Genomic DNA, 21,540 nt, shown 5'->3' with positions numbered 1-21,540 from the left:
TGGGTTGTTATCGGGTGGCCACGTACCAGTTGTTCTGCAGGTCGTGGGCCAGCTGGTGTACGCGGATGTCGCGGAAACCGGCGCGCTGCAGGTAGTCGCGGGCTAGCGGTTCGCCCCACATCGCACCGAGCCCGGGGCCGCCCCGGGCGAGCGATACCGGCATGCAGTGCATGCAGGAGACGGTGTAGAGAAAGGGTGCGAGCGGGTGATCGAGATCGCCCTGGATCTGTCCAGAGCCGCGGATGTCCTGCATCAGGTAGATCCCTTCGGGTACCAGCGCGCGATGGATGCCGCGCAGGACCCCCTGGGGATCGGCCTGGTCGTGGATGGCGTCGAAGGTGGTGATCAGTTCGAAGCTCTGGGCCTCGAGACGGTGCCCCATCTCGGCGGCGTCGGCCTCGATGAACACGACGTTGTCTAGCCCCTCCGCTTTTGCCTCGGCGCGGGCGCGCGCGATGGCCTGTGGCGAGAGATCCAGTCCGGTGAATTCGCTGCGAGGGTAGCGCCCCGCCAGGTGGTTGATGATGCGCCCGCTGCCGCAGCCGACATCCAGCACGCGGATGCCGCGCTCGAGATGATCGGTCAGGCCCGGCACCAGCGGCAGGATGGCGCTCTCCAGCGAGGACAGGACGGACTGGCCGCTGTCCTCGGCCATGACCTCGTGGAAACGCGTGTAGCGCCCGTAGGGCACGCCGTCACCGGTCTGGAACGCGGTGGCAATCGCGTCCTCCACGGCGCCCAGCACTGCGATGTACTGGGCGAACACCGCCAGGTTGTCGGCCGCGGCGGCGCGGGTGAGGCATGCGGCATGCGCCGGCGGCAGGGCAAAACGTGGCCCGGTGGGTTCCACCGTGACGATCCCCGCCGTGGCCATCGCGCCGAGCCATTCGCGGACATAGCGTTCGTTCAGGCCGCTCGCTGCGGCGATTGCCTCGGAGGTCGACGGGGGGCGCCCGCGCAGGGCATCGAACAGTCCGGTCCGGTGCCCGAGTGAGAGCATCAGGCACAGCGCACCGTGATTGAGGACCTCGACCAGGTGGCCGGCAAAGGCCTCCACGGCCTGTGGTGACGCAGGGTATTCCGGGTCGGACGGCATGCGGGTGACCTCCGCGATGGCGCCGGGGGTTGGCTTTACCCGGAGCCTAGGCCGTGCGGTGATCCCCCGCGGTCACGGACTTGCGGGGCGTGGGCGAATCTTGCGGTTGTGCGTCAGGGTGTTTCGGGGCCGTCCGCGCGGGTGATTGGCGGCGCCCCGTACTGATCACGGTAGGCGCCGGGTGCCATGCCGAAGGCCTGCCGGAAGTGGCGGGCCAGTTGTTGCGGGGTGTAGCCGGTGGCCGTCGCGATCTCGCCGATGCTCGCGTGCGACTCGGTCAGCAAGGCGCGCGCCCGCTCCAGACGCAGCTGGGTCAGGTAGCGGTGGGGCGGCTGGCCGTGGGTCTCGCGGAAGGCGCGGGCGAAGTGCCAGGGGGAGAGGTCGCACAGCGCGGCGAGTTCAGCGAGACGGATCCGCTGGTCGAGGTAAGTCTGCATGTAGTCGATGACCTGTGCCGAGCGGTGCGGTGCGAGGCCGCCCCGGCAGCGGTCGGCCGGGGCGGCCTGGCTGGTCAGGCGGGCCAGGCGCACCACCAGTGCGGCCATCATGCTGTCCACGAACACGTGTGCGGCGGGGTCCTCGCGACCCATTTCCTGCCACAGACACTCCAGGCCCTGGGCGATCAGCGGGTCGCTGTGGTGGCGGTTGTGAACGGGGCCGAAATCCAGCGGGTCGTCGGCGGGCCGGTCCAGGCAACGGCGGGCCAGGTCGGCGGGGATGGCGATAAACCGTACCCTCGCCGCGTCCGTGACCCGGCACCAGGGCGTGGCCCCCGGGGCCACGGCCACGAAATCGCGGGTGCGGGTGTGTCCCGAGAAGCGCCCGGCGCCGAGATCGCAGACGTAGCGGAATGGGGCCCCGGACGACTGGCTCAGGACCAGGTCATCGGAGGCCGGGGTGTGGAACAGGCCCGGTGGCTGACGGGTCTCCAGCATGGCGACCGCTGGCGAGGCAGCCGCGCGGGTCTCGCGCAGGTGCGGTCCCCCGTTCCCGCGGGCGTAGTGCTCCAGCATGTTCGGCCATGGTTGCGGCATTTTCTCACCCCGCATGTCCTGTATAGGCCATGCCGGTGCCGCCTGCCAGATTCAGCGGTAGACGCGAACCTCCTGGGCCCAGCCGTCCACGCCGCGATTGGCACAGAACGCCTGGACGTGGCCGTCGGCGTAGCGGATCTCGACGTTGAAACCAGCCCCGGGCGGGTGGTTCAGGGCCACCCGCCGGTGCTCGCCGGGCGCGATCTCGCCCTCGCGAATGCTGGATTCGGACAGGTCGTGCCCGAAATCGAAGTGCACCGCGCGGATGGTCGTGTCGCTGTCATTGTGCAGCGTGACCATCAACGCGCCCTCGGTCGGGGGGCGCTCCACGCCCCAGTGCATCAGCCCCGCACCCATCGCGAGTCCGAGCACGAACAGCCCGGTGGCAGGGGCGCGCAGGGCGTCTACCAGGATCTCGTCCCAGCTGCGGCGTTGTGTGTCCGGTTCCATGCGGCGCCCGATGTCTTGTGTATAAGAAAAACCTAATTTAATAGGACCGGCAGGGCAAGGTCATCCGCGCCTTGCGTGGGAGCCGTCTCCTGATCGGCGTTGCGCGGTTTTCGGGTGCCGGTCGACGGTGCATGTGACCCCGCAGGCGCATTCGGGTATGTTCGCCGGGTTTGATTGGAGCAGGACAGCACGCCCGTGGGAACCGACGAACGCAATCTGCAGGGACTGGTCGCGCAGCTGGCGGAGCGCCTGGCGGGCACCGGCCTGCACGGGCGCATTGGCCTGGAGAAGGAGACCCTGCGCGTCGGCCCGCAAGGGTCGCCAGCCCTGACCCCGCACCCGGCGGCGCTGGGTTCGGCGCTGACCCACCCGAATATCACGACCGACTACTCCGAGGCCCTGCTGGAGCTGGTGACCCCGCCGTTTGACGATGTGCGCGAGACGCTGGGCTTCCTGCATGACCTGCAGGCCTTCGCCGCGGCCAATGTCGGCGACGAGACCCTGTGGTCGACGTCCATGCCCTGCGTGACCGCCGATGACAACGCGATCCCGGTCGCGCAGTACGGCACGTCCAACGCCGGACGCATGAAGACCGTCTATCGCGTCGGGCTGGGGCACCGCTACGGACGCAAGATGCAGGTGATCGCCGGGGTGCACTTCAACTATTCCCCGCGCCCCGAGTTCTGGCCGGCGCTGGCGCAGGTGCTGGGCGAGCAGGATGACCGCGCGTTCCGCGACGAGCGCATGATGGGCATGATCCGCAACCTGCTGCGCTTCGGCTGGCTGGTGCCGTATCTGTTCGGGGCCTCGCCGGCCGTGTGCAATTCCTTCCTCGAGGGCCACGGCGCGGTGCTGGAGGACTTCGACGACGACACCTCTTACCTCCCGCATGCCACCAGCCTGCGCATGGGTGACATCGGCTACACCAACCGCAAGGAGGCGGACACCGGCATCAAGGCGGACTACAACTCGCTGGGCGGCTACGTCGACTCGCTGCGCTGCGCGATCAATACGCTCAGCCCCGAGTGGGAGCGCATCGGCGTGAAGGTCGACGGCGAATACCGCCAGCTGAACGCCAACATCCTGCAGATCGAGAACGAGTACTACTCCACCGTGCGCCCGAAGCAGCCGCTGGAGCGCTTCGAGAAGCCCACCGATGCGCTGGAGGCACGCGGGATCGAGTACGTCGAGCTGCGCTCGGTGGACATCAACGCGCAGCACCCGCTGGGGGTGGACGAGACCCAGCTGCGCTTTCTCGAGGTGTTTGCCCTGACCTGCCTGCTGCAGCCCAGTCCTTTGCTGGCGGACGGCGAACTCGACGCGATCGACCGCAACCTGCTCGATGTGGCGCATTACGGCCGCCGCCCCGGCCTCGAGCTGCGCCGGCAGGACGAGTCTGTACGGCTGCAGGACTGGGCGCGCGAACTGCTGGCCCTGATGCGCCCGGTCGCCGCGATCCTCGACCAGGAACTGCCGGGCGACCCCTACCGTAGAGCGCTAAGCGAGCAGTGGGGCAAGGTCGAGCAGGCCGACCTCACGCCCTCGGCGCGCATGCTGGAGGACATGATGGCGCGCGAGGAGGGCTTCTACCGCTACGCCAGCCGCCTGTCCGCGCAGCACCGCGAGGCGTTTCGCTTCAACGGCCCGCTGCCGCGCGCCGAGACGCTGGAGGCCCTGGCGCGCCAGAGCCTGGCGGAGCAGGCCGCGATCGAGGCGGCCGATACCCTGGACTTCGATACCTTCCTTGCCCGCTACTTCGACGGCACGCTGCGCGCCTCCTGAGGGAGACGCTGATTTAATCGCACGTCCGCGTTGGTGCCCCCTGTTTTCCGAGACAAGGCGCGTCGTGCAGCGGGTAGTGGTTCTACCCGCAAGCGGCGCAACGCAGGATCGGGGAACAGGGGGCACCAACCCCACAAGCGATTGAGAGCAGGGGCTCGGCCGCCCGTTGTTGATCAAAAACGGGCGCGCGCACAGCGTTGCGGTTCCCTTGTGCAGAATGACTGCACGGCAGTCACCGCGCCTTGTTCGCACGCAAAAGCGACTCGAGCGCGGACGTGCGATTAAATCAGCGTCTCCCTGAGCGGCCTATCCCTCAGTCGGTTCGGTATTTTCGAACTATCGGGCGGAAATAACGCGATTTATTTTCGATTTTATCGACAGGATAATCGACCCTATCATCCGTAACCGTGGCGGCTGGACCGCTGCAGAGGGAACCCCATGAGTCTCCTGATCAACGGCGAACTGCGCGAAGGCTGGCTGGAAGAGGAGTCCGACGAGAACGGCGAGTTCGTGCGCCAGGACCAGCAGTACCGCAACTACGTGACCGCCGACGGCTCCGCGGGTCCCCTGGGCGAGGGCGGCTACCCGGCCGAGTCCGGGCGTTATCACCTGTACGTCTCCTATGCCTGCCCCTGGGCGCATCGCGCGCTGATCCTGCGCAAGCTCAAGGGCCTGGAGTCGCACATCGGGTTGTCGGTCGTGCACCACTACATGGGCGATGCCGGCTGGTCCTTCGATGACTGCGACGGCTGCACCGGTGACCGGGTGCACAGCTCACGCTACATGCACGAGCTCTACACCCGCACCGATCCGAAATACACGGGTATCGTAACCGTGCCGGTGCTGTTCGACACCCAGACCGACCGGATCGTGAACAACGAGTCGGAAGACCTGGTGCGCATGTTCAACAGCGCCTTCGACGGCATCACCGGCAATACGCTGGATTTCTACCCGGAGGACCTGCGCGAGGAGATCCACGCGGTCAACGAGCGCGTCTACGAGAATGTGAACAACGGGGTTTACCGCTCCGGGTTCGCGACCAGCCAGAAGGCCTACGATGCCGCCTGGGGTCGTCTCTTCGAGACCCTCGACTGGCTGGAGGAGCGCCTGGCACGCCAGCCGTTTCTGGTGGGCGACCGGATCACCGAGGCCGACTGGCGGCTGTTTACCACGCTGGTGCGCTTCGACCCGGTCTACTACAGCCATTTCAAGTGCAATAGACAGCGCATCATCGACTTCCCGGCGCTGTCGGCCTACCTGCGCATGCTCTACCAGCGCCCCGGCGTGGCCGAGACCGTGCGCATGGATCACATCAAGGCGCACTACTACGGCAGCCACCCGATGCTGAACCCCAGCGGCATCGTGCCGAAGGGCCCGGTGATCGACTACACCCGGCCGCACGGCCGTCCCCTGGGCGATCTGCCGGCCGCGCTGCGGAACGCCGACGAAACGTGACGGTCGTTACACTATTGGAATGTTCAACCCTGGCCCGGTCAGGGGGGCAATGCAGTGTCCCCCTGACCGGGCCTCATTGGTGTAGGGGCATAGACAAGTGAAGGCGATTGGCGGGTTTCTGGGACTGGTCCTGGTGGTGGCGGTCGCCGCTGCTGCCTGGTACGCGGTTGGCCCGGAAGCGGGGGATGACGCGGCCAGCGACGCGCCTGCCGCCGAACGCGACGACCGCACGCCGGTGCGCGTTAGCGAGGTCGTCCCGCGCACCTTCGAGACCGTTGTCGAATCCCTGGGCACGGTGCAGGCCAACGAGTCCGTGGTGGTCACCGCCAGCGTCACCGAGCGCGTGGTCGAGGTCCTGTTCGACGACGGCGACACGGTGGAGGCCGGGGATGTCCTGGTCCGTCTTGATGCCGACGAGGAGCGTGCGGCCCTGCGCGAGATCCGTGTGCAAGTGGACGAGGCGCGGCGGGAGCTGGAGCGCGTGCGCGACCGCGTGGCCGATGGCGTGGTCACGCAGCAGCAGGTGGACCAGCAGCGTTCGCGGCTGAACGAGGCGGAAGCCCGCCTGGCGGCCGCGGAGGCGCGTGTGGCCAACCGCGTCATCCGGGCCCCGTTCTCCGGCCGTCTGGGCCTGCGTCAGGTCAGCCCCGGTTCCCTGGTCAGTCCGGGAACCGCAATCGTTGAACTCGATGACGTCTCGGTCGTGAAGGTCGACTTCGCGGTACCCGAGCGCCACACCTCGGCGATCCACCTGGGCCTGGAAGTTCAGGGGCGCAGCGCGAATGGCGAGTTCGAGGGGCAGGTCGCGGCTGTCAGCAACCGTCTGGACGTGGCGACCCGCACCCTCACCGTGCGTGCCCTGGTCGAGAATCCCGACCTGCTGCTGCGCCCCGGCATGCTGGTGAACATCCGCCTGCCGCTGGACCCGGTCGAGCGCCTGGCCATCCCGGAGGGCGCGATCCGCCAGGTCGCCGACCAGCACTTCGTGTTCCGGCTGCGTGACGACGACACGGTCGAGCGGGTGCGCATCCGCATCGGGCGACGCGATCCGGGGCATGCCGAAGTGCTGGAGGGCCTGGAGCCGGGGGATACCGTCGTCTCCGAGGGCGTGTCGCGGGTGCGCGACGGCCGCGAGGTACGCGTGCTGCCGCCGCGTGCGCCGGATAATGGCGAGGCCGGGGACGGGGCATGATCATCTCCGATGTCGCCAATCGCCGGCCGGTGCTGGCGATTGTCTTCAATCTGCTGCTGATCACCTTCGGTCTGATCGCCTACGACAGCCTGCCACTGCGCGAATACCCGGACGTGGACCCACCGGTGGTCACGGTGGACACCATCTACCCCGGGGCCAGCGGCGAGATCATCGAGCGTGAGGTCACCCAGCGGATCGAGGATCGCATCGCCGGGATCGAGGGGATCCGGTTTATCCAGTCCTCCAGCGAGGACGGCCGCTCGCGTATCACCATCGAATTCAACCTCAGTCGCGACATCGACGCCGCCGCGAACGACGTGCGCGAGGCGGTCAGTCGCGTGCTGGGCGACCTGCCCGACGAGGTCGACCCGCCCGAGGTAACCAAGGCGGACGCCGATGCCAACCCGATCCTGTGGCTGAACCTCTCCAGCACCACCATGGATGCGCTGGAGCTGGCGGACTACGCCGAGCGCAACCTGATTGATCGCCTGTCGGTGGTGGACGGCGTCGGGCTGGTGCGCCGGGGCGGCGCGCGCAGCTACGCGATGCGCATCTGGGTCGACCGCGAGGCCCTGGCCGCGCGCGAGCTGACCGTCACCGACATCGCCGATGCCCTGCAGCAGGAAAACGTGGAACTGCCGGCGGGGCGTCTCGATTCGCTGGAGCGCGAGTTCACCGTGCGCGTGGAGCGCCAGTACCGCACCCCCGAAGATTTCGCCGGCCTGGTGCTCAAGCGCGGGGAGGGTGGGCAGCTGGTGCGCCTGGGCGACGTGGCCGAGGTCAATATCGGGGCGGATACCGAGCGCAGCGAGTTCCGCGGCAACGGCGAGGACATGATCGGGCTCGGCATCATCCGCCAGTCCAACGCCAATGTGCTGGAGGTCGCCAATGGCGTGAAGGCCATGGCGGACCGCCTGCAGGACTCCCTGCCGGAGGGCACCTCGCTGGTCACCACCTACGACGAGTCGGTCTTCATCGAGGGGGCGATCCGCGAGGTCTACATCACCCTGGCGGTCGCGACTGCCGCGGTGGTGTTCGTGATCTACCTGTTTCTGGGCAGCTGGCGGGCGACCCTGATCCCGGCGGTGACCGTGCCGGTCGCGATTACCGCCGCGTTCATCGGTATCAGCCTGTTCGGGTTTTCGGTCAACCTGCTGACGCTGCTGGCGCTGGTGCTGGCGGTCGGGCTGGTGGTGGACGACGCGATCGTAATGCTGGAGAACATCCACCGGCGCATCGAACGGGGCGAGCCGGGACTGCTGGCGGCCTACCGCGGTGCGGGCCAGGTCGGGTTCGCGATCGTGGCGACCACCTCGGTACTGATCGCGGTGTTCGTGCCCCTGGCCTTCCTCGACGGCACGGTGGGCCAGCTGTTCACCGAGTTCGCGATCGCCATGGCCATCGCGGTCTTCTTCTCCAGCATTGTGGCGCTGACCCTGGCGCCGGTGCTCTCCGGGCGCCTGATGCACAAGGGCGATGACCAGACCGGTGCCGCCCACTACATCGGCCGCGGCTTTGCGGCGCTGGAGGCCGGTTACGGCCGCGTGCTGGCGACCGGGCTCAAGGGGTCGTGGCTGGTGGTACCGCTATTGGCCGCGGTGCTGGCCGGGGCCTGGTATCTGTTCGACGCGCTGCCCGAGGAGTTTGCGCCGCAGGAGGATCGCGGGTCCTTCTTCGTCCTGGTTGACGGACCCGAGGGGGCGAACTTCGAGTACATGAGCCGCCAGATGGCCGAGGTCGAGGCCCGGATCCAGCCGCTGATCGAGGACGGCCCGATCCGCCGCGCCCTGGTGCGTACGCCACGCGGCTTCGGCGGCTCCGAGCTCATGAACAACGGGTTTGTGATCGCGATCCTGGAGCACTGGGACGACCGCGACGTGTCCGGTCAGGAGGTGATCGACGAGATCCGCGGCATCATCAACGAGATGCCCGGGGTAGAGGCGCGCGTGGTCATGCGCCAGGGCCTTTCTCGCGGTCGCGTCGGGCCGCCGGTCCAGTTCGTGATCTCCGGGCCGGATTACGACCAGCTCGAGGAGTGGGGCGAAATCATGCGCGAGGCCGCCGAAGGCATCGAGGGCCTGACCCGGGTGGATCTCGACTACGAGCCGACCCAGCCGCAGCTGAACGTGCGCCTGGATCGCGACCGGGCGGGCGACCTGGGTGTCTCCATGCGCGATGTCGGCCGTACGCTGGACATCGTGCTCGGCGGGCGCGACGTGACCACCTTCGTCGATCGCGGCGAGGAGTACGACGTGATCATCGAGGGCCTGGCCGATCAGCGCCGCACGCCGGGCGATATCGACAACCTCTACGTGCGCTCCAGTTCCGGCGCCATGGTGCCGCTGTCCAGCCTGGTCACCTACGAGGAACAGGCCGGTCCGTCCTCGCTGGAACGCTACAATCGCTCGCGGGCGGTTACCCTGACCGCCGGGCTGCGCGACGGCATGACCCTGGGCGAGGCCCTGGACGCGCTGGATGCCAAGGCTGCCGAGCTCCTGCCGGCCGAGGCGGGCATCGACTACAAGGGCGAATCGCTGGACCTGCGCACCGGCTCGGAGGCGATCCTGTTTGTGTTCGCGTTGGCCCTGCTGGTGGTCTTCCTCGTGCTGGCGGCGCAGTTCGAGAGTTTCGTGCACCCATTCGTGATCATGCTGACCGTGCCGCTGGCGGTGGTGGGTGCCCTGATCGGCCTGACCGTTACCGGCCAGACGCTCAATATCTACAGTCAGATCGGCATGGTCATGCTGATCGGCCTGGCGGCGAAGAACGGCATCCTGATCGTCGAATTCGCCAACCAGTTGCGCGACCGCGGGCGTGATTTCGACGCCGCGATCATCGAGGCCGCGCGCATGCGGCTGCGGCCGGTGCTGATGACGGCGCTGACCACGGTTGCGGGCTCCATTCCGCTGATCCTGGCCTCCGGGCCGGGCGAGGAGACGCGCTTCGTGATCGGGGTGGCGGTGTTCTCCGGTGTGCTGTTCGCGACGCTGTTTACGCTGTTCGTGATTCCGGCGGCCTACAGCCTGGTCGCGCGCGGCACCACCTCGCCGCTGGCGACCACGCGCCGCCTGCACGAGCTGGACGACGAGATCGACGATGTCGACGGCGAGCGCCGCGGGGTCCGCGCCGCCACTGCACCGCGCGCCGAACCCTGATCACTCGGTGCCTGCTGCCTGCCCTGTTGAGGCTGGTCCTGGTTCGTCATCCGGTGTTTACGTGCCTCCGGTCCGCCGCCTGCCTCGTGGTGGCTGGTCCTGGTTCGGCATCGGTGTTTACGGTGGCTCCGGTCCACATACTGCCAGGCGCTGACTCGCCAGCGCGCCCCGAGGTCCTTTCTTGCTTGCCCAAGAAAGGACCCAAAGAAGGGCACCCGGATTTCGCCCGGGAACCTTGCTCCAGGGCTCTCGGGCCGGCGGCGCTGAACTCGCTACGCTGCGCTTCGCTCAGACATCCAGCGCCCCGAATTTATAGAAAACGGGCCGGCCCGAGAGCCCTTCCGCAAGGGGCTCCATACGGGAGGCGAAGTTCAAGACAGAAGGTATTCCGACCCCGCGACACCACAATGGCCCTGCCGCCTGAAAGCCCCCGGCGCCCGCTCGCGGGCGCGGCACGCAACGGCCAAAGGCCGAGCGTGCCCAAGATGTCCGAAAGCCTAGCCATCATCCCCTAGCTATATCGCTGGGATAGCCGTTGTTTGGACCTGCCTCCCCGTTGTCGTCGCGCCGAGCGGAGAGGGTTTTCGCGGGAGAAAAGGCGCTGGATGTCTGAGCGGAGCCGCAGGCGCAGCGAGTTCAGCGCCGCCCGCGAAAAGCCTCGGAGCGAGGGAACCCCCGGCCCGCGCAGCGGGCCGGGGTCGCGGCAGTCGGGCGTGTTTCTTGGGTACTTCTTTGCACGAGCAAAGAAGTACCTCGGGGCGCGCTGGCGAGTCAGCGCCTGGTAGTTTGTGGACCGAAGGCACCGTAAACACCGGATGCCGAACCAGGACCAGCCACCGCGAGGCAGGCGGCGGACCGAAGGCACCGTAAACACCGGGAGACGAACCAGGACCCGCCAATCAGCGATAGCGAAGCCTTCAGCGTTCGTGGCGGCCGTGTGGCGAGGTCAGGCGCGCGCCGGGGCGCGGGCGTCATCACGCCAGAGCCAGAGGATAGCGACGGTCAGTACCGCGATCACCGGCAGCATCGCGAGATTCATCCCGTCCCATCCCAGCGGTCGCAGCAGCGCCCCGGCCAGCAGCGAGCCGGCCGTGACCAGCGTGAAGATGGTCAGGTCGTTCACGCCCTGGACCTTGCCCTTCTCGGTGGCCGTATGCGTGGTCGTCAGCAGCGTACTGCCGCCAATGAACAGGAAATTCCAGCCCACCCCCAGCAGGAACAGCGCCAGCCAGAAATGCGCCAGCGTCTCCCCGTGCGCGGCGATCGCCACGCTGAACAGCACCAGCGCATTGCCGAGCGCCAGGATGCGCGTGATCCCGAGGCGGGTGATCAGATGGCCGGTCACGAACGAGGGGGCGAACATCCCCAATACATGCCACTGCATGACCAGGGCGATCTGGCCCATGTCGAAGCCGGCGTGGCGCATGGCCAGCGGCGTCGCCGTCATCAGCAGCACCATGACCGCATAGCCCAGCGCGGCGGCGGTCAGCGCGACGAGGAAGCGCCCTTGCGGCAGGATCTCGCGCATTGGCCGGGCCGGCCCGCGTTCCTCCGGCGGTGGCGCCGGCACGCGCAGCCAGGCCAGCAGCGTCATCGCCAGCAGGGCCAGGGCGCCGAGGACCAGATAGGGGCCGGCCTCCGGCGTGCCCGGCAACAGGGCCTGGGCCTGGTGGGCGTTCCACGGGCCGAGGAAGGCGGCCACGACGCCGCCGGCCATCACCAGCGAGATCGCGCGCGGGCGGAAGGCGGGGCTGGCGACATCGGCGGCGGCAAAGCGGTAGTACATGGCGAAGGCCTGGTAGGCCCCCAGCAGAAGGTTGCCTAGTACGAACAGCCAGAAGCCCTCGGCGAAAACCCCGGCCGCGGCCAGCGCGGCACCGCCGCCCCCGCCCACGCTGGTGCCCAGCAGGAAGCCGGTGCGCCGCCCGAAGCGCTTCATGAACAGCGAGGCCGGCAGGGTGGTGACCAGCGTGCCGACCATCATCGCGGCGACTGGCAGGGTGGCCAGGGCCGGATCGGCCGCCAGGCGTTCCCCGACCACGCCGCTCAGGGTCATCACCGTGACCGCGGCGATCAGGAACAGGGCCTGCCCGAGGGCAAGGATCAGGACGTTCGCGCGCTCGCGCGGGGTGGTCTGGCCGGGCATAGGAGTCCCTTCAAGGATCGTCCGGGCCGTCATGGCCCGGGGGCGATGCTGGTGTCAGTCGCGTGGATGAAAGTCGAGGACCGCCGAGTTGATGCAGTAGCGCAGCCCGGTCGGCGCCGGGCCGTCGGGAAAGACATGCCCCAGGTGCGAGTCGCAGCGCGCGCAGCGCACTTCGGTGCGTTCCATGCCCAGGGAACGGTCGCGGTGTTCGTCGACGGCACTTTCGTTCACCGGCGCGGTGTAGCTGGGCCAGCCGGAGCCGGAGTCGAACTTGGCGTGCGAGTCGAACAAGGGGGCACCGCAGGCGACGCAGTGGTAGGTGCCGTCGGCCTTGTGGTTGTTGTAGGCGCCGGTGAAGGGGCGCTCGGTACCGCCTTCGCGGGCGATGCGGTATTGTTCCGGCGTGAGGCGTTCGCGCAGTTCGGCGTCCGTCGGGCGATCGGATTGACTCATGCAACCTCCGGGTCGATAGGATTGTCTGCCAACAGACGAGGGTCTGTGGTGATGGGACCCCGAGGAACACCCCGGGTTCTGGGCCCGGACCGAAGACAAGACCGCTGGAGGTGGTCGTGGGCTGTCCCGATTGCGAACGTATTGACCTGCTGCCGGCGGCCTCCGGCACCCTCTATCTGGCGCCGGTTCTGGCGCATACTCGCGCGGCCCTGCGTCAGCGCATGGTAGACGAACGGCTGCCATGTGCCGAGCCGACCTCGGGGATCCTGGCCCTGCCAGTGAAGGGTGCCGGCGGGCTGGGCGAGATGCTGGTGCGGCTGGAACAGGCGCTGAGCAGCTCGGAGCAGGCCGGTTGTCGCGCGACCTTCGTGCCCGAGGGCGAGGACTTCGGGCTCGGACATCTGCAGGATACCCACCTGCTGTCCACGCTGATCGCCCGGCACAATGCCCGCGATCTCTCCGCGATCCTGGCCAACGATGCCCTGGACTTTCACTTCCAGCCCATCGTGCACGCGGCCGATCCGACCGAGGTCTTCGCCTACGAGGCGCTGGTGCGGGCTTCTACGCCAGCCGGTGATTTCATCCCGCCGCCGGCGCTGTTCAAGACGGCGCGTAATGCCGAGTTGCTATTCCATCTGGATCGCTCGGCGCGCATCAATGCGATTCGCCGGGCCAGCGAGCGCGGGATCGGCAGCCGGTTGTTCATCAACTTCAACCCGACCGCGATCTATGACCCGGCCTTTTGCCTGGAGACCACAGTGCGCGAGATCAATTCGCGCCCGGCCGGCGGTGCCGGGCCCAGTGGTTTCGTGTTCGAGGTGATCGAGAGCGATCAGGTCAACGACATCGAACACCTGTCACGGATCGTGGAGCGCTACCGCCGGGCCGGGTTCCAGGTGGCACTGGACGACCTGGGGGCCGGCTATGCCTCGCTGAACATGCTCTCCCAGTTGCGCCCGGATTTCGTGAAGATCGACCGCGAACTGGTCAGCGGTATCGATGGCGACACCTACCAGCAGAAGATCCTCGGCAAGATCGTGGAGCTGGCCCGCGACCTGGATATTCAGGTGGTGGCCGAGGGGATCGAGACCGCGGGCGAATGGCGCTGGCTGAAGGATCGGGTCGACTACTGCCAGGGCTACCTGTTCGCCCGGCCGGCTGCCGAGCCGCCGATGCCGCGCCACCCCGAGTCCGCCTGAGCGCCGCGTGGAGGGGGCCGTGACACGTGCACATCGGGCCCGCTTTCCATAGACTCGGCGTCATGAATCAGCTCCCGCCCGACGCCCGTAACCCGACGCTGGAATCCGCCGTTCAACTGTTGCGTGATGCCGAGGTGCGCTATCGCGGTCGCACGGTCGGCACCGTGGCGAGCCTAGACGAGCGGGCGCCGGCGGAGAACTATGCCGACTGCTTTATCCGCGACTTCGTGCCCTCCGGGCTGGTCTATCTGCTGAACGACGAGCCCGAGGTGGTCCGCGACTTCCTCGCGCTGATCCTGCAGATCCGCGATACCCAGGAGGAGATCGAGGGTCACCGCCGGCTGCCGCGAGTGATGCCGGCGAGCTTCCGGGTGTTCACCGACGAAAATGGCCGCGAGGCCCTGGCCGCGGACTTTGGCGACCGGGCGATCGGACGCGTCGCCCCGGTGGATTCCATGATGTGGTGGGTACTGTTGCTGCGCGCCTACCAGAACCGCACCGGCGACCACGAATTCATCAAGAGCGCGGATGTGCAGCGCGGCATCCGCCTGATCCTCAGCATCTGTCTGCAGGACCGTTTCGAAGTCTTCCCGACTCTGCTGGTGCCGGACGGCAGCTTCATGATCGACCGGCGCATGGGGGTGTTCGGCCACCCGCTGGAGATCCAGGCACTGTTCTACGGGATGCTGAAGGCTTCGCTGGCGATGCTGGAGCCCTGCGACCGGGATTCCGAACTCCTGTGCGAGCAGTCCGCGATCCGTACCCGGCAGCTGTCGGACTACATCCGCCACTACTACTGGCTGGATCTAGAGCGGTTGAACGATATCCACCGCTATCGCACCGAACACTTCGGCCACGAGTCCGAGAACGCGCTGAATATCTACCCCGAGAGCATCCCCGACTGGCTGGTGGACTGGATCCCGTCGGAGAGCGGCTACCTGGTCGGTAACCTCGGGCCGGGAAGGATGGATTTCCGGTTCTTCAGCTTCGGAAACTTGCTGGCGGTGCTGTTCGGGCTGGCCGACGAGCACCAGTCGCGCTCGATTATGCAGACCTTCGAGCAGCGCTTCGAGGACCTGATCGGGACCATGCCGGTGAAGATCTGCTATCCGGCGATGGTTGGCGAGGAATGGCGTCTGCTGACCGGGTCCGACCCCAAGAATACTCCGTGGTCCTACCACAACGGCGGCAACTGGCCGGCGTTGCTGTGGGCGTTCACCGGGGCCGCCATGCGGGTCGGGCGGCCCGACCTGGCGCGCAGTGTGCACGCGGTCGCGGCCGAGCGCCTGCATCGCGACCACTGGCCGGAGTACTACGACGGGCGCCACGGCCGCCTGGTCGGGCGACGCGCCAACTATCGCCAGACCTGGTCGGCCACCGCCGTGCTGGTCTCCCAGGGCCTGATCGACAACCCCGAGACCCTGAGCCTGTTCGACAGCCCGGAACCCGAGGTGCCATGAAAAAGACCCAGAGCAAGTCTCGTGATGGCGAAGGCCTTTACCTCGTCCTGATCAGTGTCCACGGTCTGATCCGCGGGCAGGACCTGGAACTGGGGCGCGATGCCGACACCGGCGGGCAGACGCTCTACGTGGTCGAACTGGCGCGGGCCCTGGCGCGCCACCCGCAGGTGGGCCGGGTGGACCTGCTCACCCGCCGCGTGGTCGACAGCAAGGTAGCCGACGACTACGCCGAGCCCGAGGAGGATCTCGGCGACGGGGCCCGGATCGTGCGGCTGGACTGCGGCCCGCGGCGCTACCTGCGCAAGGAAAAGCTGTGGCCCTACCTCGACTGTTTCGCGGACAACGCCCTGGGGCATATCCGCGGCGTGGGCCTGCGCCCGGACGTGATCCACGGCCACTATGCCGATGCCGGACATGTCGCGGTGCAGCTGTCGAACCTGCTGGGCGCCCCCATGCTCCAGACCGGCCATTCGCTGGGGCGGGTCAAGCGCGAACGCCTGCGCGAGAGCGGGATGTCGGATGCCGACATCGAGGCCCGCTACAACATCTCCACCCGGATCCACGCCGAGGAAGAGGCCCTGGCGCATGCGCATCGGGTGATCGCCAGCACCCGCCAGGAGATCGGCGAACAGTACGCCGCCTACGACAACTACCAGCCGGAACGCATGGAAGTGATCCCGCCGGGTACCGACCTGGCGCGGTTTCATCCGCCGAAGCGCGGGGAGCGCAAGCCGGCTATCTGGCCGGAGATCCGCCGCTTCCTGCGCTACCCCGACCGGCCGCTGATCATGGCGCTGTCGCGCGCCGACGAGCGCAAGAACATCCGCGCCCTGGTCGAGGCCTACGCCGGGAATGACTGGCTGCGCGAGAACGCCAACCTGCTGATCGTCGCCGGCAACCGTGACGACATCGCGGACCTGGACAAGGGCGCACGGGATGTCCTGACCGACCTGCTCCTGCGTATCGACCGCCATGACCTGTACGGTCAGGTGACGTATCCCAAGCACCACGACTCCGAGGACGTGCCCGACCTCTACCGTCTGGTGGCCTCCAGCAAGGGCGTGTTCGTGAACCCGGCGCTGACCGAGCCCTTCGGCCTGACCCTGATCGAGGCGGCCGCCAGCGGCGCCCCGATCGTGGCCACCAACGACGGCGGGCCGGAGGAGATTATCTCGCGCTGCCACAACGGCCAGCTGATCGACCCGCTGGACCCGGAGGGGATCGCCGACGCCATCCAGGGCATCCTGGCCGACCGGCCACGCTGGCAGCGCTATTCGCGCGCCGGCCTCAAGGGCGTGCGCCAGCACTATTCCTGGGACGGCCACGCCGAGAAATACGTGAAACTGGTGAAGTCGCTGACCCGCGAGGTGCGCCAGGCGCGCCATCACGAGCGCCGGGTCTCCAGTCACCTGGCGCAGATGGATCGCGCCGTGATCACCGACATCGACAACACCCTGCTGGGCGACGACAAGGCCACCCGCGCCTTTGTCGCCTGGCTCAAGCGTAACCGCAAGCGGGTCGCCTTCGGCGTGGCCACCGGGCGGCGCATCGACTCCGCCGCGGCGATCCTCGAGGAGCATGGGGTGCCGACGCCGGATGTCTGGATCACCTCGGTGGGGAGCGAAATCCATTACGGCACCAAGCAGACCGAGGATCGTGGCTGGGCGCGTCACATCAGCCATCGCTGGGAGCCGGACCGGCTGCGCGACTGCCTGCGCCAGGAGAAGAATCTGGTCCTGCAGCCGGATGTGGACCAGCGGGCGTTCAAAGTCAGCTTCTTTGCGGAACCCCCTGGGAGTCTGAACGCGGAGACTGTGGAGACGCGGCTCTATCGCGAGGACCTGCACGCGCGGGTGATCTACTCCCACGACCGGTTCCTCGACCTGCTGCCGGTGCGGGCGTCGAAGGGACTGGCAGTGCGCTACCTGTCCGACAAGTGGGGCATCCCGCTGGAGCACGTGCTGGTCGCCGGCGATTCGGGAAACGACGAGGATATGCTGCGCGGCCGGCTGCTCGGCGTGGTGGTGGGCAATCACCAGCCCGAGCTGGAGAGCCTGCGCGGCTTCCAGCGCATCTACTTCGCCGGGGCCACCCACGCCCGCGGCATCCTCGAGGGGATCGAACACTTCGATCTGCTCAACCGCTGCGAAATCCCCGGCGCCACCGAGCCCGACGAATAGACCGGCTTTTTCACCACGAAGCACACGAAGGCACGAAGAAGAGCAAGGTCAAAGGCTAGTTACCACAGAGGACACGGAGTTCACGGAGAAAATCGAAAGGCCGCCAGCAGCATAGATGACTTCAGCGGCATTCAACCCCGTTCCAGCGTGTGGCCGTGTCGCAGCGAATGTTTCGCCCGAACCATCCTTTCTCTGTGTCCTCTGTGTCCCCCGTGGTGATAAAGGTTTTTCGCCCTTGACCTTCTTCGTGCCTTCGTGTGCTTCGTGGTGATATTGATCAGGGGACCGGGAGGAGCAGGGCGATGCCGGTGAGGACGGTGACGACTTCGAAGGCGCGCTTGACCAGGCGGTTGCCGTAGCGCTGGGCCGCCCAGGCGCCGAGGTAGCCGCCGACGAAGCTCCCCACCAGAAGGGCCGGCAGCCAGTCCCACTGCACGGTGCCCAGCGTCCCGAGCATCAACGCCCCGGCGCCGTTCCAGACGAGGCCCACCAGGACCATGGTGTAGGCCACCGCCTGGGTGTAGCTCATGCCGTACCAGCGCACCAGCCACAGGGTGACCATCAGTCCGGTGCCCGAGGCGAGGGATCCGTTCAGCACGCCGATCAGGAACAGCCCGGCGGCCCCGATCAGGGCGTGGCCCCAGGAAAAGCCGATGGTGCGCACCGTCTGCCCCAGTTGCGGGCGGCGCCAGGAGTACCAGCCGAGGCCGATGGTCAGCAGGCCTAGGGCGATCTCGCCGGCCCGTGGCGGGATGCCGAGCACCAGCCAGGCACCGATTAACACCCCAGGCAGACCGGCCAGCAGGATAATGCCTAGGCGCGCGGGCTCGAATGTGCTTTTCTTGAGGTGGCGCAGACCGGCGCCGGCGCCCAGCGCCACCGAGGCGATCTTGTGAGTGGCCAGCGCCACGGGGTAGGGAAGCCCCAGAAAAATCAGGGCGGGCAGCTGCAGCAGGCCCGCCCCGCCACCCGCCAGGGCGGAGAAGCCGTTGGCGACGATGGCGATCAATGCGAGTCCGAGGTGTTCGAGAATGGTCATTTGGAGTGCGTGCAACCGGAAGCGGGAAGGCCTGTGGCAATCGTGGGTGGCCGCGGTGCTGCTGCTGGGGCTGGCGGTTCCGGTACAGGCCGACATCTACCGCTGGGTGGATGATGACGGGACCGTACACTACTCCAGCACCCCGCAGCCGGAGACCAGCCAGCGCGAGCGCCGGATTTACGACTCCGAGGGCCGCATGCGCGAGATCCTGCCGGCCCCGATGAGCGCCGAGGAACGAGCGCAGGCCGCCGCCGAGCGCGAGCAGGCGGAACGCGACCTGGAGGCGACCCAGCGCGCGCGCCAGGACCGTGCCGCGCGCGAGCAGCAGCTGCGCCGTGCCTATGCCTCGCTGGACGAGATCGAGGAGCTGCGCGAACGCCGCGAGCGCTCGATTGCCGGGAATATCCAGCGCAGCGAGGCGCAGGAAAAGACGCTGTTGCGCGAACGCGAGCGTATCCGGCGGCAGCTGGACGGCGCGAACGAGGGTTCTCCGCTGGCCGACCGTTACCGCGCGGAACTGGAGGAGCTGGACGCCCGTATCGCCCGGGAGCGCCAGTACCGCCGCGGCCAGCGCGACCGGCTGTCCGCGATCCACGAACGCCTGGACCTGGATCGCCGCGACTTCCAGCAGCTGGTCATGAACGGCCGCGAATAGCGGTCGCGGGCATTAATCGTTCTCCTAGCGGCTGATCAGCGTTCCCACACCCTGGTCGGTCAGCAGCTCCAGCAGGACCGCGTGTTCCACGCGGCCGTCGACGATATGCGTGGCGTTGACCCCGCTGCGCACGGCATCCAGCGCGCAGCGGATCTTCGGGATCATCCCGCCGTGGATGGTCCCGTCGCGGATCATCTCGTCCACCTGCGGGGCCGACAGCTTGGGCAGGAGTTCCCCGTTGCCGTCCAGCACGCCCGGGGTGTTGGTCAGCAGGAAGAGCTTTTCCGCATCCAGCACCACCGCGAGCTTCTCCGCCGCGGTGTCGGCATTGATGTTGTAGGCCTTGCCGTCGCGGTCGAAGCCGATCGGGGCGATGACCGGGATGAAGTCGCCCTCGTCCAGGGTATGCACGATCGCCGGGTCCACGCCTTCGACCTCTCCGACATGCCCCAGGTCCACGGTCGGCTGGCCCTCGGCCGCGCCATAGTCGCGTAGCGGAGTGGCGCGGATCATCTGGCCGTCCTTGCCGGTCAGCCCCACCGCGCGCCCGCCGAAGCGGTTGATCAGCGAGACGATCTCCTGGTTCACGATCCCGCCGAGCACCATTTGCACGACGTCCATGGTCTCGCGGTCGGTTACCCGCAGGCCGTTGACGAACTCCGTCTCCTTGCCCAGACGCTTGAGCAGCTCGCCGATCTGCGGGCCCCCGCCGTGGACGACCACCGGGTTCACGCCGACCTGCTTGAGCAGCACGACGTCGCGCGCGAACGAGGCCTTCAGGTGGTCCTCGGTCATGGCGTTGCCGCCGTACTTGATCACGATGGTCTTGCCCGCGAAGCGCTGGATATAGGGCAGCGCCTCGATCAGGACATGGGCTACGGAATGGGCCGTTTGGGTATCCATGCTGGGTCCGGTTGTCGATCTTTGCAGCGCGGCAGTTTAGCACTGTGCCCAAGAACCGCGGAGGGCGCGCCTTAAAAGATCCGTACCATCAGTATGATTTGACCGGCCGCTAGTACGAGGGTATAAAGCTGCGCGTCATATATATCAACTGAGGCGACACATGCTATCCACCGAGCAAAAAGCGATCATTCAGCAGACCGTACCCATTCTGGAGGCCGGAGGTGAGGCCCTGACCGGGCACTTCTACCGGATCATGCTGCGCGACCACCCGGAGGTTCGGCCCCTGTTCAATCAGGCCCATCAGGCCAGTGGCGAACAGTCCCGTGCGCTGGCGAATGCCGTCTTGAACTATGCCCGCCACATCGATCAGCTGGAGTCGCTGGGCCCGCTGGTGGGGCAGATCGTCAACAAGCATGTATCGCTGCAGGTGCAGCCGGAGCACTATCCGATCGTTGGCGGCTGCCTGCTGCAGGCGATGCGCGAGGTGCTGGGCGAAGCGGTGGCGACCGATGCCGTGCTGGACGCCTGGGCCGCGGCGTACCAGCAGCTGGCGGATATCCTGATCGCCGCGGAGGAGCAGGCCAACGCCGCGAACGAACAGCAGCCCGGGGGCTGGCGTGGCGCGCGCCCGTTCCGTGTCCAGCGCAAGGTTCCGGAGAGCGAGGAGATCACCTCGTTCTATCTGCAGCCGGTCGACGGGCAACCGGTTCCGCCGCACCAGGCGGGACAGTATCTCGGCCTGCGTCTGATGATCGAGGGCGAGGAGCTCCGGCGGAACTACTCGCTGTCGGCCGCCGCGAATGGCGAGACCCTGCGCATCAGCGTCAAGCGCGAGCCGGGCGGTGTCGCCTCGACCTTCCTGCATGACCGGGTGGATGCGGGCGACATCCTTGACGTGTTCCCGCCTGCCGGAGACTTCGTGCTGCGGCCCGCGGACCGGCCGGTGGCCTTCGTGACCGCGGGCGTGGGTATCACCCCGGCGGTCGCGATGACCGAGGCGGCGCTGGCACAGGGCCGCGAGGTCCACTTCGTGCACTGCGCGCGCCACGGCGGCGTGCACGCGTTTCGTGACTGGCTGAATGCTCAGGCCGAGCGCACCGCGAAGCTGACGCAGCGCTACTGCTACAGCGAGCCGCGCCCCAGCGATGCCCCGCACGCGGAGGGCTTTCTGAGCCGCGAGCAGCTCGCCGAGTGGCTGCCGGACAGCCGCGAGGTAGACGTGTATTTCCTTGGGCCCAGACCCTTCATGCAGCAGGTACGCGCCCATCTGCGCGGGATGGGTATTCCCGACGCGCAGGTGAACTACGAGTTCTTCGGCCCTGCCTCGGCCCTGGAGTAGCG

16 protein-coding genes are annotated in these 21,540 nt (G+C 67.6%); 9 read left to right on the top strand and 7 right to left on the bottom strand.

What is annotated here, in order from left to right:
- Positions 1-7: 7 nt before the first annotated feature.
- The 3 genes from H609_RS0102005 to H609_RS0101995 all read right to left on the bottom strand — a co-directional run bounded on the left by H609_RS0102005 (position 8) and on the right by H609_RS0101995 (position 2,580).
- On the bottom strand, positions 8-1,096 hold the full coding sequence (locus H609_RS0102005) for a class I SAM-dependent methyltransferase (protein ID WP_028484188.1): 1,089 nt from the start codon (positions 1,094-1,096) through the stop codon (positions 8-10).
- A gap of 113 nt (positions 1,097-1,209) precedes the next feature.
- Positions 1,210-2,130: a helix-turn-helix domain-containing protein gene (locus H609_RS0102000; RefSeq protein ID WP_028484187.1), complete on the bottom strand. Its 921-nt coding sequence runs from the start codon at positions 2,128-2,130 to the stop codon at positions 1,210-1,212.
- A gap of 51 nt (positions 2,131-2,181) precedes the next feature.
- Entirely contained in the window at positions 2,182-2,580 is a 399-nt protein-coding gene (locus H609_RS0101995; RefSeq protein WP_018866753.1) for a hypothetical protein, read from the bottom strand.
- 195 nt (positions 2,581-2,775) lie between these two features.
- On the opposite strand from H609_RS0101995, the gene gshA reads away from it, so the two are divergent.
- The 4 genes from gshA (at position 2,776) to H609_RS0101975 (ending at position 10,164) form a co-directional block, all read left to right on the top strand.
- On the top strand, positions 2,776-4,362 hold the full coding sequence (gene gshA / locus H609_RS0101990) for a glutamate--cysteine ligase (protein WP_018877109.1): 1,587 nt from the start codon (positions 2,776-2,778) through the stop codon (positions 4,360-4,362).
- 438 nt (positions 4,363-4,800) lie between these two features.
- Positions 4,801-5,817, top strand: a complete 1,017-nt coding sequence (locus H609_RS0101985) for a glutathione S-transferase family protein (protein WP_028484186.1) — start codon at positions 4,801-4,803, stop codon at positions 5,815-5,817.
- A 97-nt stretch (positions 5,818-5,914) separates the two neighbouring features.
- On the top strand, positions 5,915-7,009 hold the full coding sequence (locus H609_RS0101980) for an efflux RND transporter periplasmic adaptor subunit (RefSeq protein ID WP_028484185.1): 1,095 nt from the start codon (positions 5,915-5,917) through the stop codon (positions 7,007-7,009).
- Positions 7,006-10,164: an efflux RND transporter permease subunit gene (locus H609_RS0101975; RefSeq protein ID WP_028484184.1), complete on the top strand. Its 3,159-nt coding sequence runs from the start codon at positions 7,006-7,008 to the stop codon at positions 10,162-10,164. The genes H609_RS0101980 and H609_RS0101975 overlap by 4 nt, the downstream gene beginning before the upstream one ends.
- A 946-nt stretch (positions 10,165-11,110) precedes the next feature.
- Here the strand turns inward: H609_RS0101975 and H609_RS0101970 are convergent.
- The gene (locus tag H609_RS0101970) at positions 11,111-12,310 is read right to left on the bottom strand and encodes an MFS transporter (protein WP_018881543.1); all 1,200 of its coding nucleotides are present in this window, start codon (positions 12,308-12,310) and stop codon (positions 11,111-11,113) included.
- A gap of 54 nt (positions 12,311-12,364) precedes the next feature.
- Positions 12,365-12,763 carry a peptide-methionine (R)-S-oxide reductase MsrB gene (gene msrB, locus H609_RS0101965; protein WP_018879691.1) on the bottom strand — a complete coding sequence of 133 codons (399 nt, stop codon included), beginning with the start codon at positions 12,761-12,763 and terminating at the stop codon, positions 12,365-12,367.
- 116 nt (positions 12,764-12,879) lie between these two features.
- Between msrB and H609_RS0101960 the strand changes: the two genes are divergently transcribed.
- The 3 genes from H609_RS0101960 to H609_RS0101950 all read left to right on the top strand — a co-directional run bounded on the left by H609_RS0101960 (position 12,880) and on the right by H609_RS0101950 (position 17,602).
- The gene (locus H609_RS0101960; protein ID WP_028484183.1) at positions 12,880-13,962 is read left to right on the top strand and encodes an EAL domain-containing protein; all 1,083 of its coding nucleotides are present in this window, start codon (positions 12,880-12,882) and stop codon (positions 13,960-13,962) included.
- A 62-nt stretch (positions 13,963-14,024) separates the two neighbouring features.
- The gene (locus H609_RS0101955) at positions 14,025-15,422 is read left to right on the top strand and encodes a glycoside hydrolase 100 family protein (protein WP_026280487.1); all 1,398 of its coding nucleotides are present in this window, start codon (positions 14,025-14,027) and stop codon (positions 15,420-15,422) included.
- The gene (locus H609_RS0101950) at positions 15,419-17,602 is read left to right on the top strand and encodes an HAD-IIB family hydrolase (RefSeq protein ID WP_028484182.1); all 2,184 of its coding nucleotides are present in this window, start codon (positions 15,419-15,421) and stop codon (positions 17,600-17,602) included. Before H609_RS0101955 ends, H609_RS0101950 begins: the two co-directional genes overlap by 4 nt.
- Before the next feature lie 277 nt (positions 17,603-17,879).
- Here H609_RS0101950 and H609_RS0101945 read toward each other — a convergent pair whose 3' ends face one another.
- Positions 17,880-18,641, bottom strand: coding sequence for a sulfite exporter TauE/SafE family protein (locus tag H609_RS0101945; RefSeq protein ID WP_018865447.1), 762 nt, complete (start codon positions 18,639-18,641; stop codon positions 17,880-17,882).
- Here H609_RS0101945 and H609_RS0101940 point away from each other — a divergent pair.
- The gene (locus tag H609_RS0101940) at positions 18,634-19,296 is read left to right on the top strand and encodes a DUF4124 domain-containing protein (RefSeq protein ID WP_196800888.1); all 663 of its coding nucleotides are present in this window, start codon (positions 18,634-18,636) and stop codon (positions 19,294-19,296) included. The two genes, H609_RS0101945 and H609_RS0101940, sit on opposite strands and share 8 nt — an antisense overlap.
- Positions 19,297-19,320: 24 nt before the next feature.
- On the opposite strand, the gene argB is transcribed toward H609_RS0101940, so the two are convergent.
- Positions 19,321-20,199 carry an acetylglutamate kinase gene (gene argB, locus H609_RS0101935; protein ID WP_028484181.1) on the bottom strand — a complete coding sequence of 293 codons (879 nt, stop codon included), beginning with the start codon at positions 20,197-20,199 and terminating at the stop codon, positions 19,321-19,323.
- A gap of 160 nt (positions 20,200-20,359) precedes the next feature.
- On the opposite strand from argB, the gene hmpA reads away from it, so the two are divergent.
- On the top strand, positions 20,360-21,538 hold the full coding sequence (gene hmpA / locus H609_RS0101930) for an NO-inducible flavohemoprotein (protein ID WP_019558379.1): 1,179 nt from the start codon (positions 20,360-20,362) through the stop codon (positions 21,536-21,538).
- The last annotated feature ends 2 nt before the right edge of the window (positions 21,539-21,540 follow it).

Origin of the sequence: Thioalkalivibrio sp. ALE17 (genome assembly GCF_000425605.1) — a bacterium.
GTDB lineage: Bacteria > Pseudomonadota > Gammaproteobacteria > Ectothiorhodospirales > Ectothiorhodospiraceae > Thioalkalivibrio.
Note: the sequence above shows the minus strand (reverse complement) of the source record. Positions and strands in the feature narration are given on the sequence as shown.

What these genes read in the sequence shown, in the direction of transcription:
- H609_RS0102000 (WP_028484187.1), bottom strand. Translation starts at nt 2,130, where the DNA reads ATGCCGCAACCATGGCCGAACATGCTGGAGCACTACGCCCGCGGGAAC.
- H609_RS0101975 (WP_028484184.1), top strand. Translation starts at nt 7,006, where the DNA reads ATGATCATCTCCGATGTCGCCAATCGCCGGCCGGTGCTGGCGATTGTC.
- H609_RS0101950 (WP_028484182.1), top strand. Translation starts at nt 15,419, where the DNA reads ATGAAAAAGACCCAGAGCAAGTCTCGTGATGGCGAAGGCCTTTACCTC.
- H609_RS0101945 (WP_018865447.1), bottom strand. Translation starts at nt 18,641, where the DNA reads ATGACCATTCTCGAACACCTCGGACTCGCATTGATCGCCATCGTCGCC.
- H609_RS0101995 (WP_018866753.1), bottom strand. Translation starts at nt 2,580, where the DNA reads ATGGAACCGGACACACAACGCCGCAGCTGGGACGAGATCCTGGTAGAC.
- H609_RS0102005 (WP_028484188.1), bottom strand. Translation starts at nt 1,096, where the DNA reads ATGCCGTCCGACCCGGAATACCCTGCGTCACCACAGGCCGTGGAGGCC.
- H609_RS0101940 (WP_196800888.1), top strand. Translation starts at nt 18,634, where the DNA reads ATGGTCATTTGGAGTGCGTGCAACCGGAAGCGGGAAGGCCTGTGGCAA.
- msrB (WP_018879691.1), bottom strand. Translation starts at nt 12,763, where the DNA reads ATGAGTCAATCCGATCGCCCGACGGACGCCGAACTGCGCGAACGCCTC.
- H609_RS0101970 (WP_018881543.1), bottom strand. Translation starts at nt 12,310, where the DNA reads ATGCCCGGCCAGACCACCCCGCGCGAGCGCGCGAACGTCCTGATCCTT.
- argB (WP_028484181.1), bottom strand. Translation starts at nt 20,199, where the DNA reads ATGGATACCCAAACGGCCCATTCCGTAGCCCATGTCCTGATCGAGGCG.
- hmpA (WP_019558379.1), top strand. Translation starts at nt 20,360, where the DNA reads ATGCTATCCACCGAGCAAAAAGCGATCATTCAGCAGACCGTACCCATT.
- H609_RS0101955 (WP_026280487.1), top strand. Translation starts at nt 14,025, where the DNA reads ATGAATCAGCTCCCGCCCGACGCCCGTAACCCGACGCTGGAATCCGCC.
- H609_RS0101985 (WP_028484186.1), top strand. Translation starts at nt 4,801, where the DNA reads ATGAGTCTCCTGATCAACGGCGAACTGCGCGAAGGCTGGCTGGAAGAG.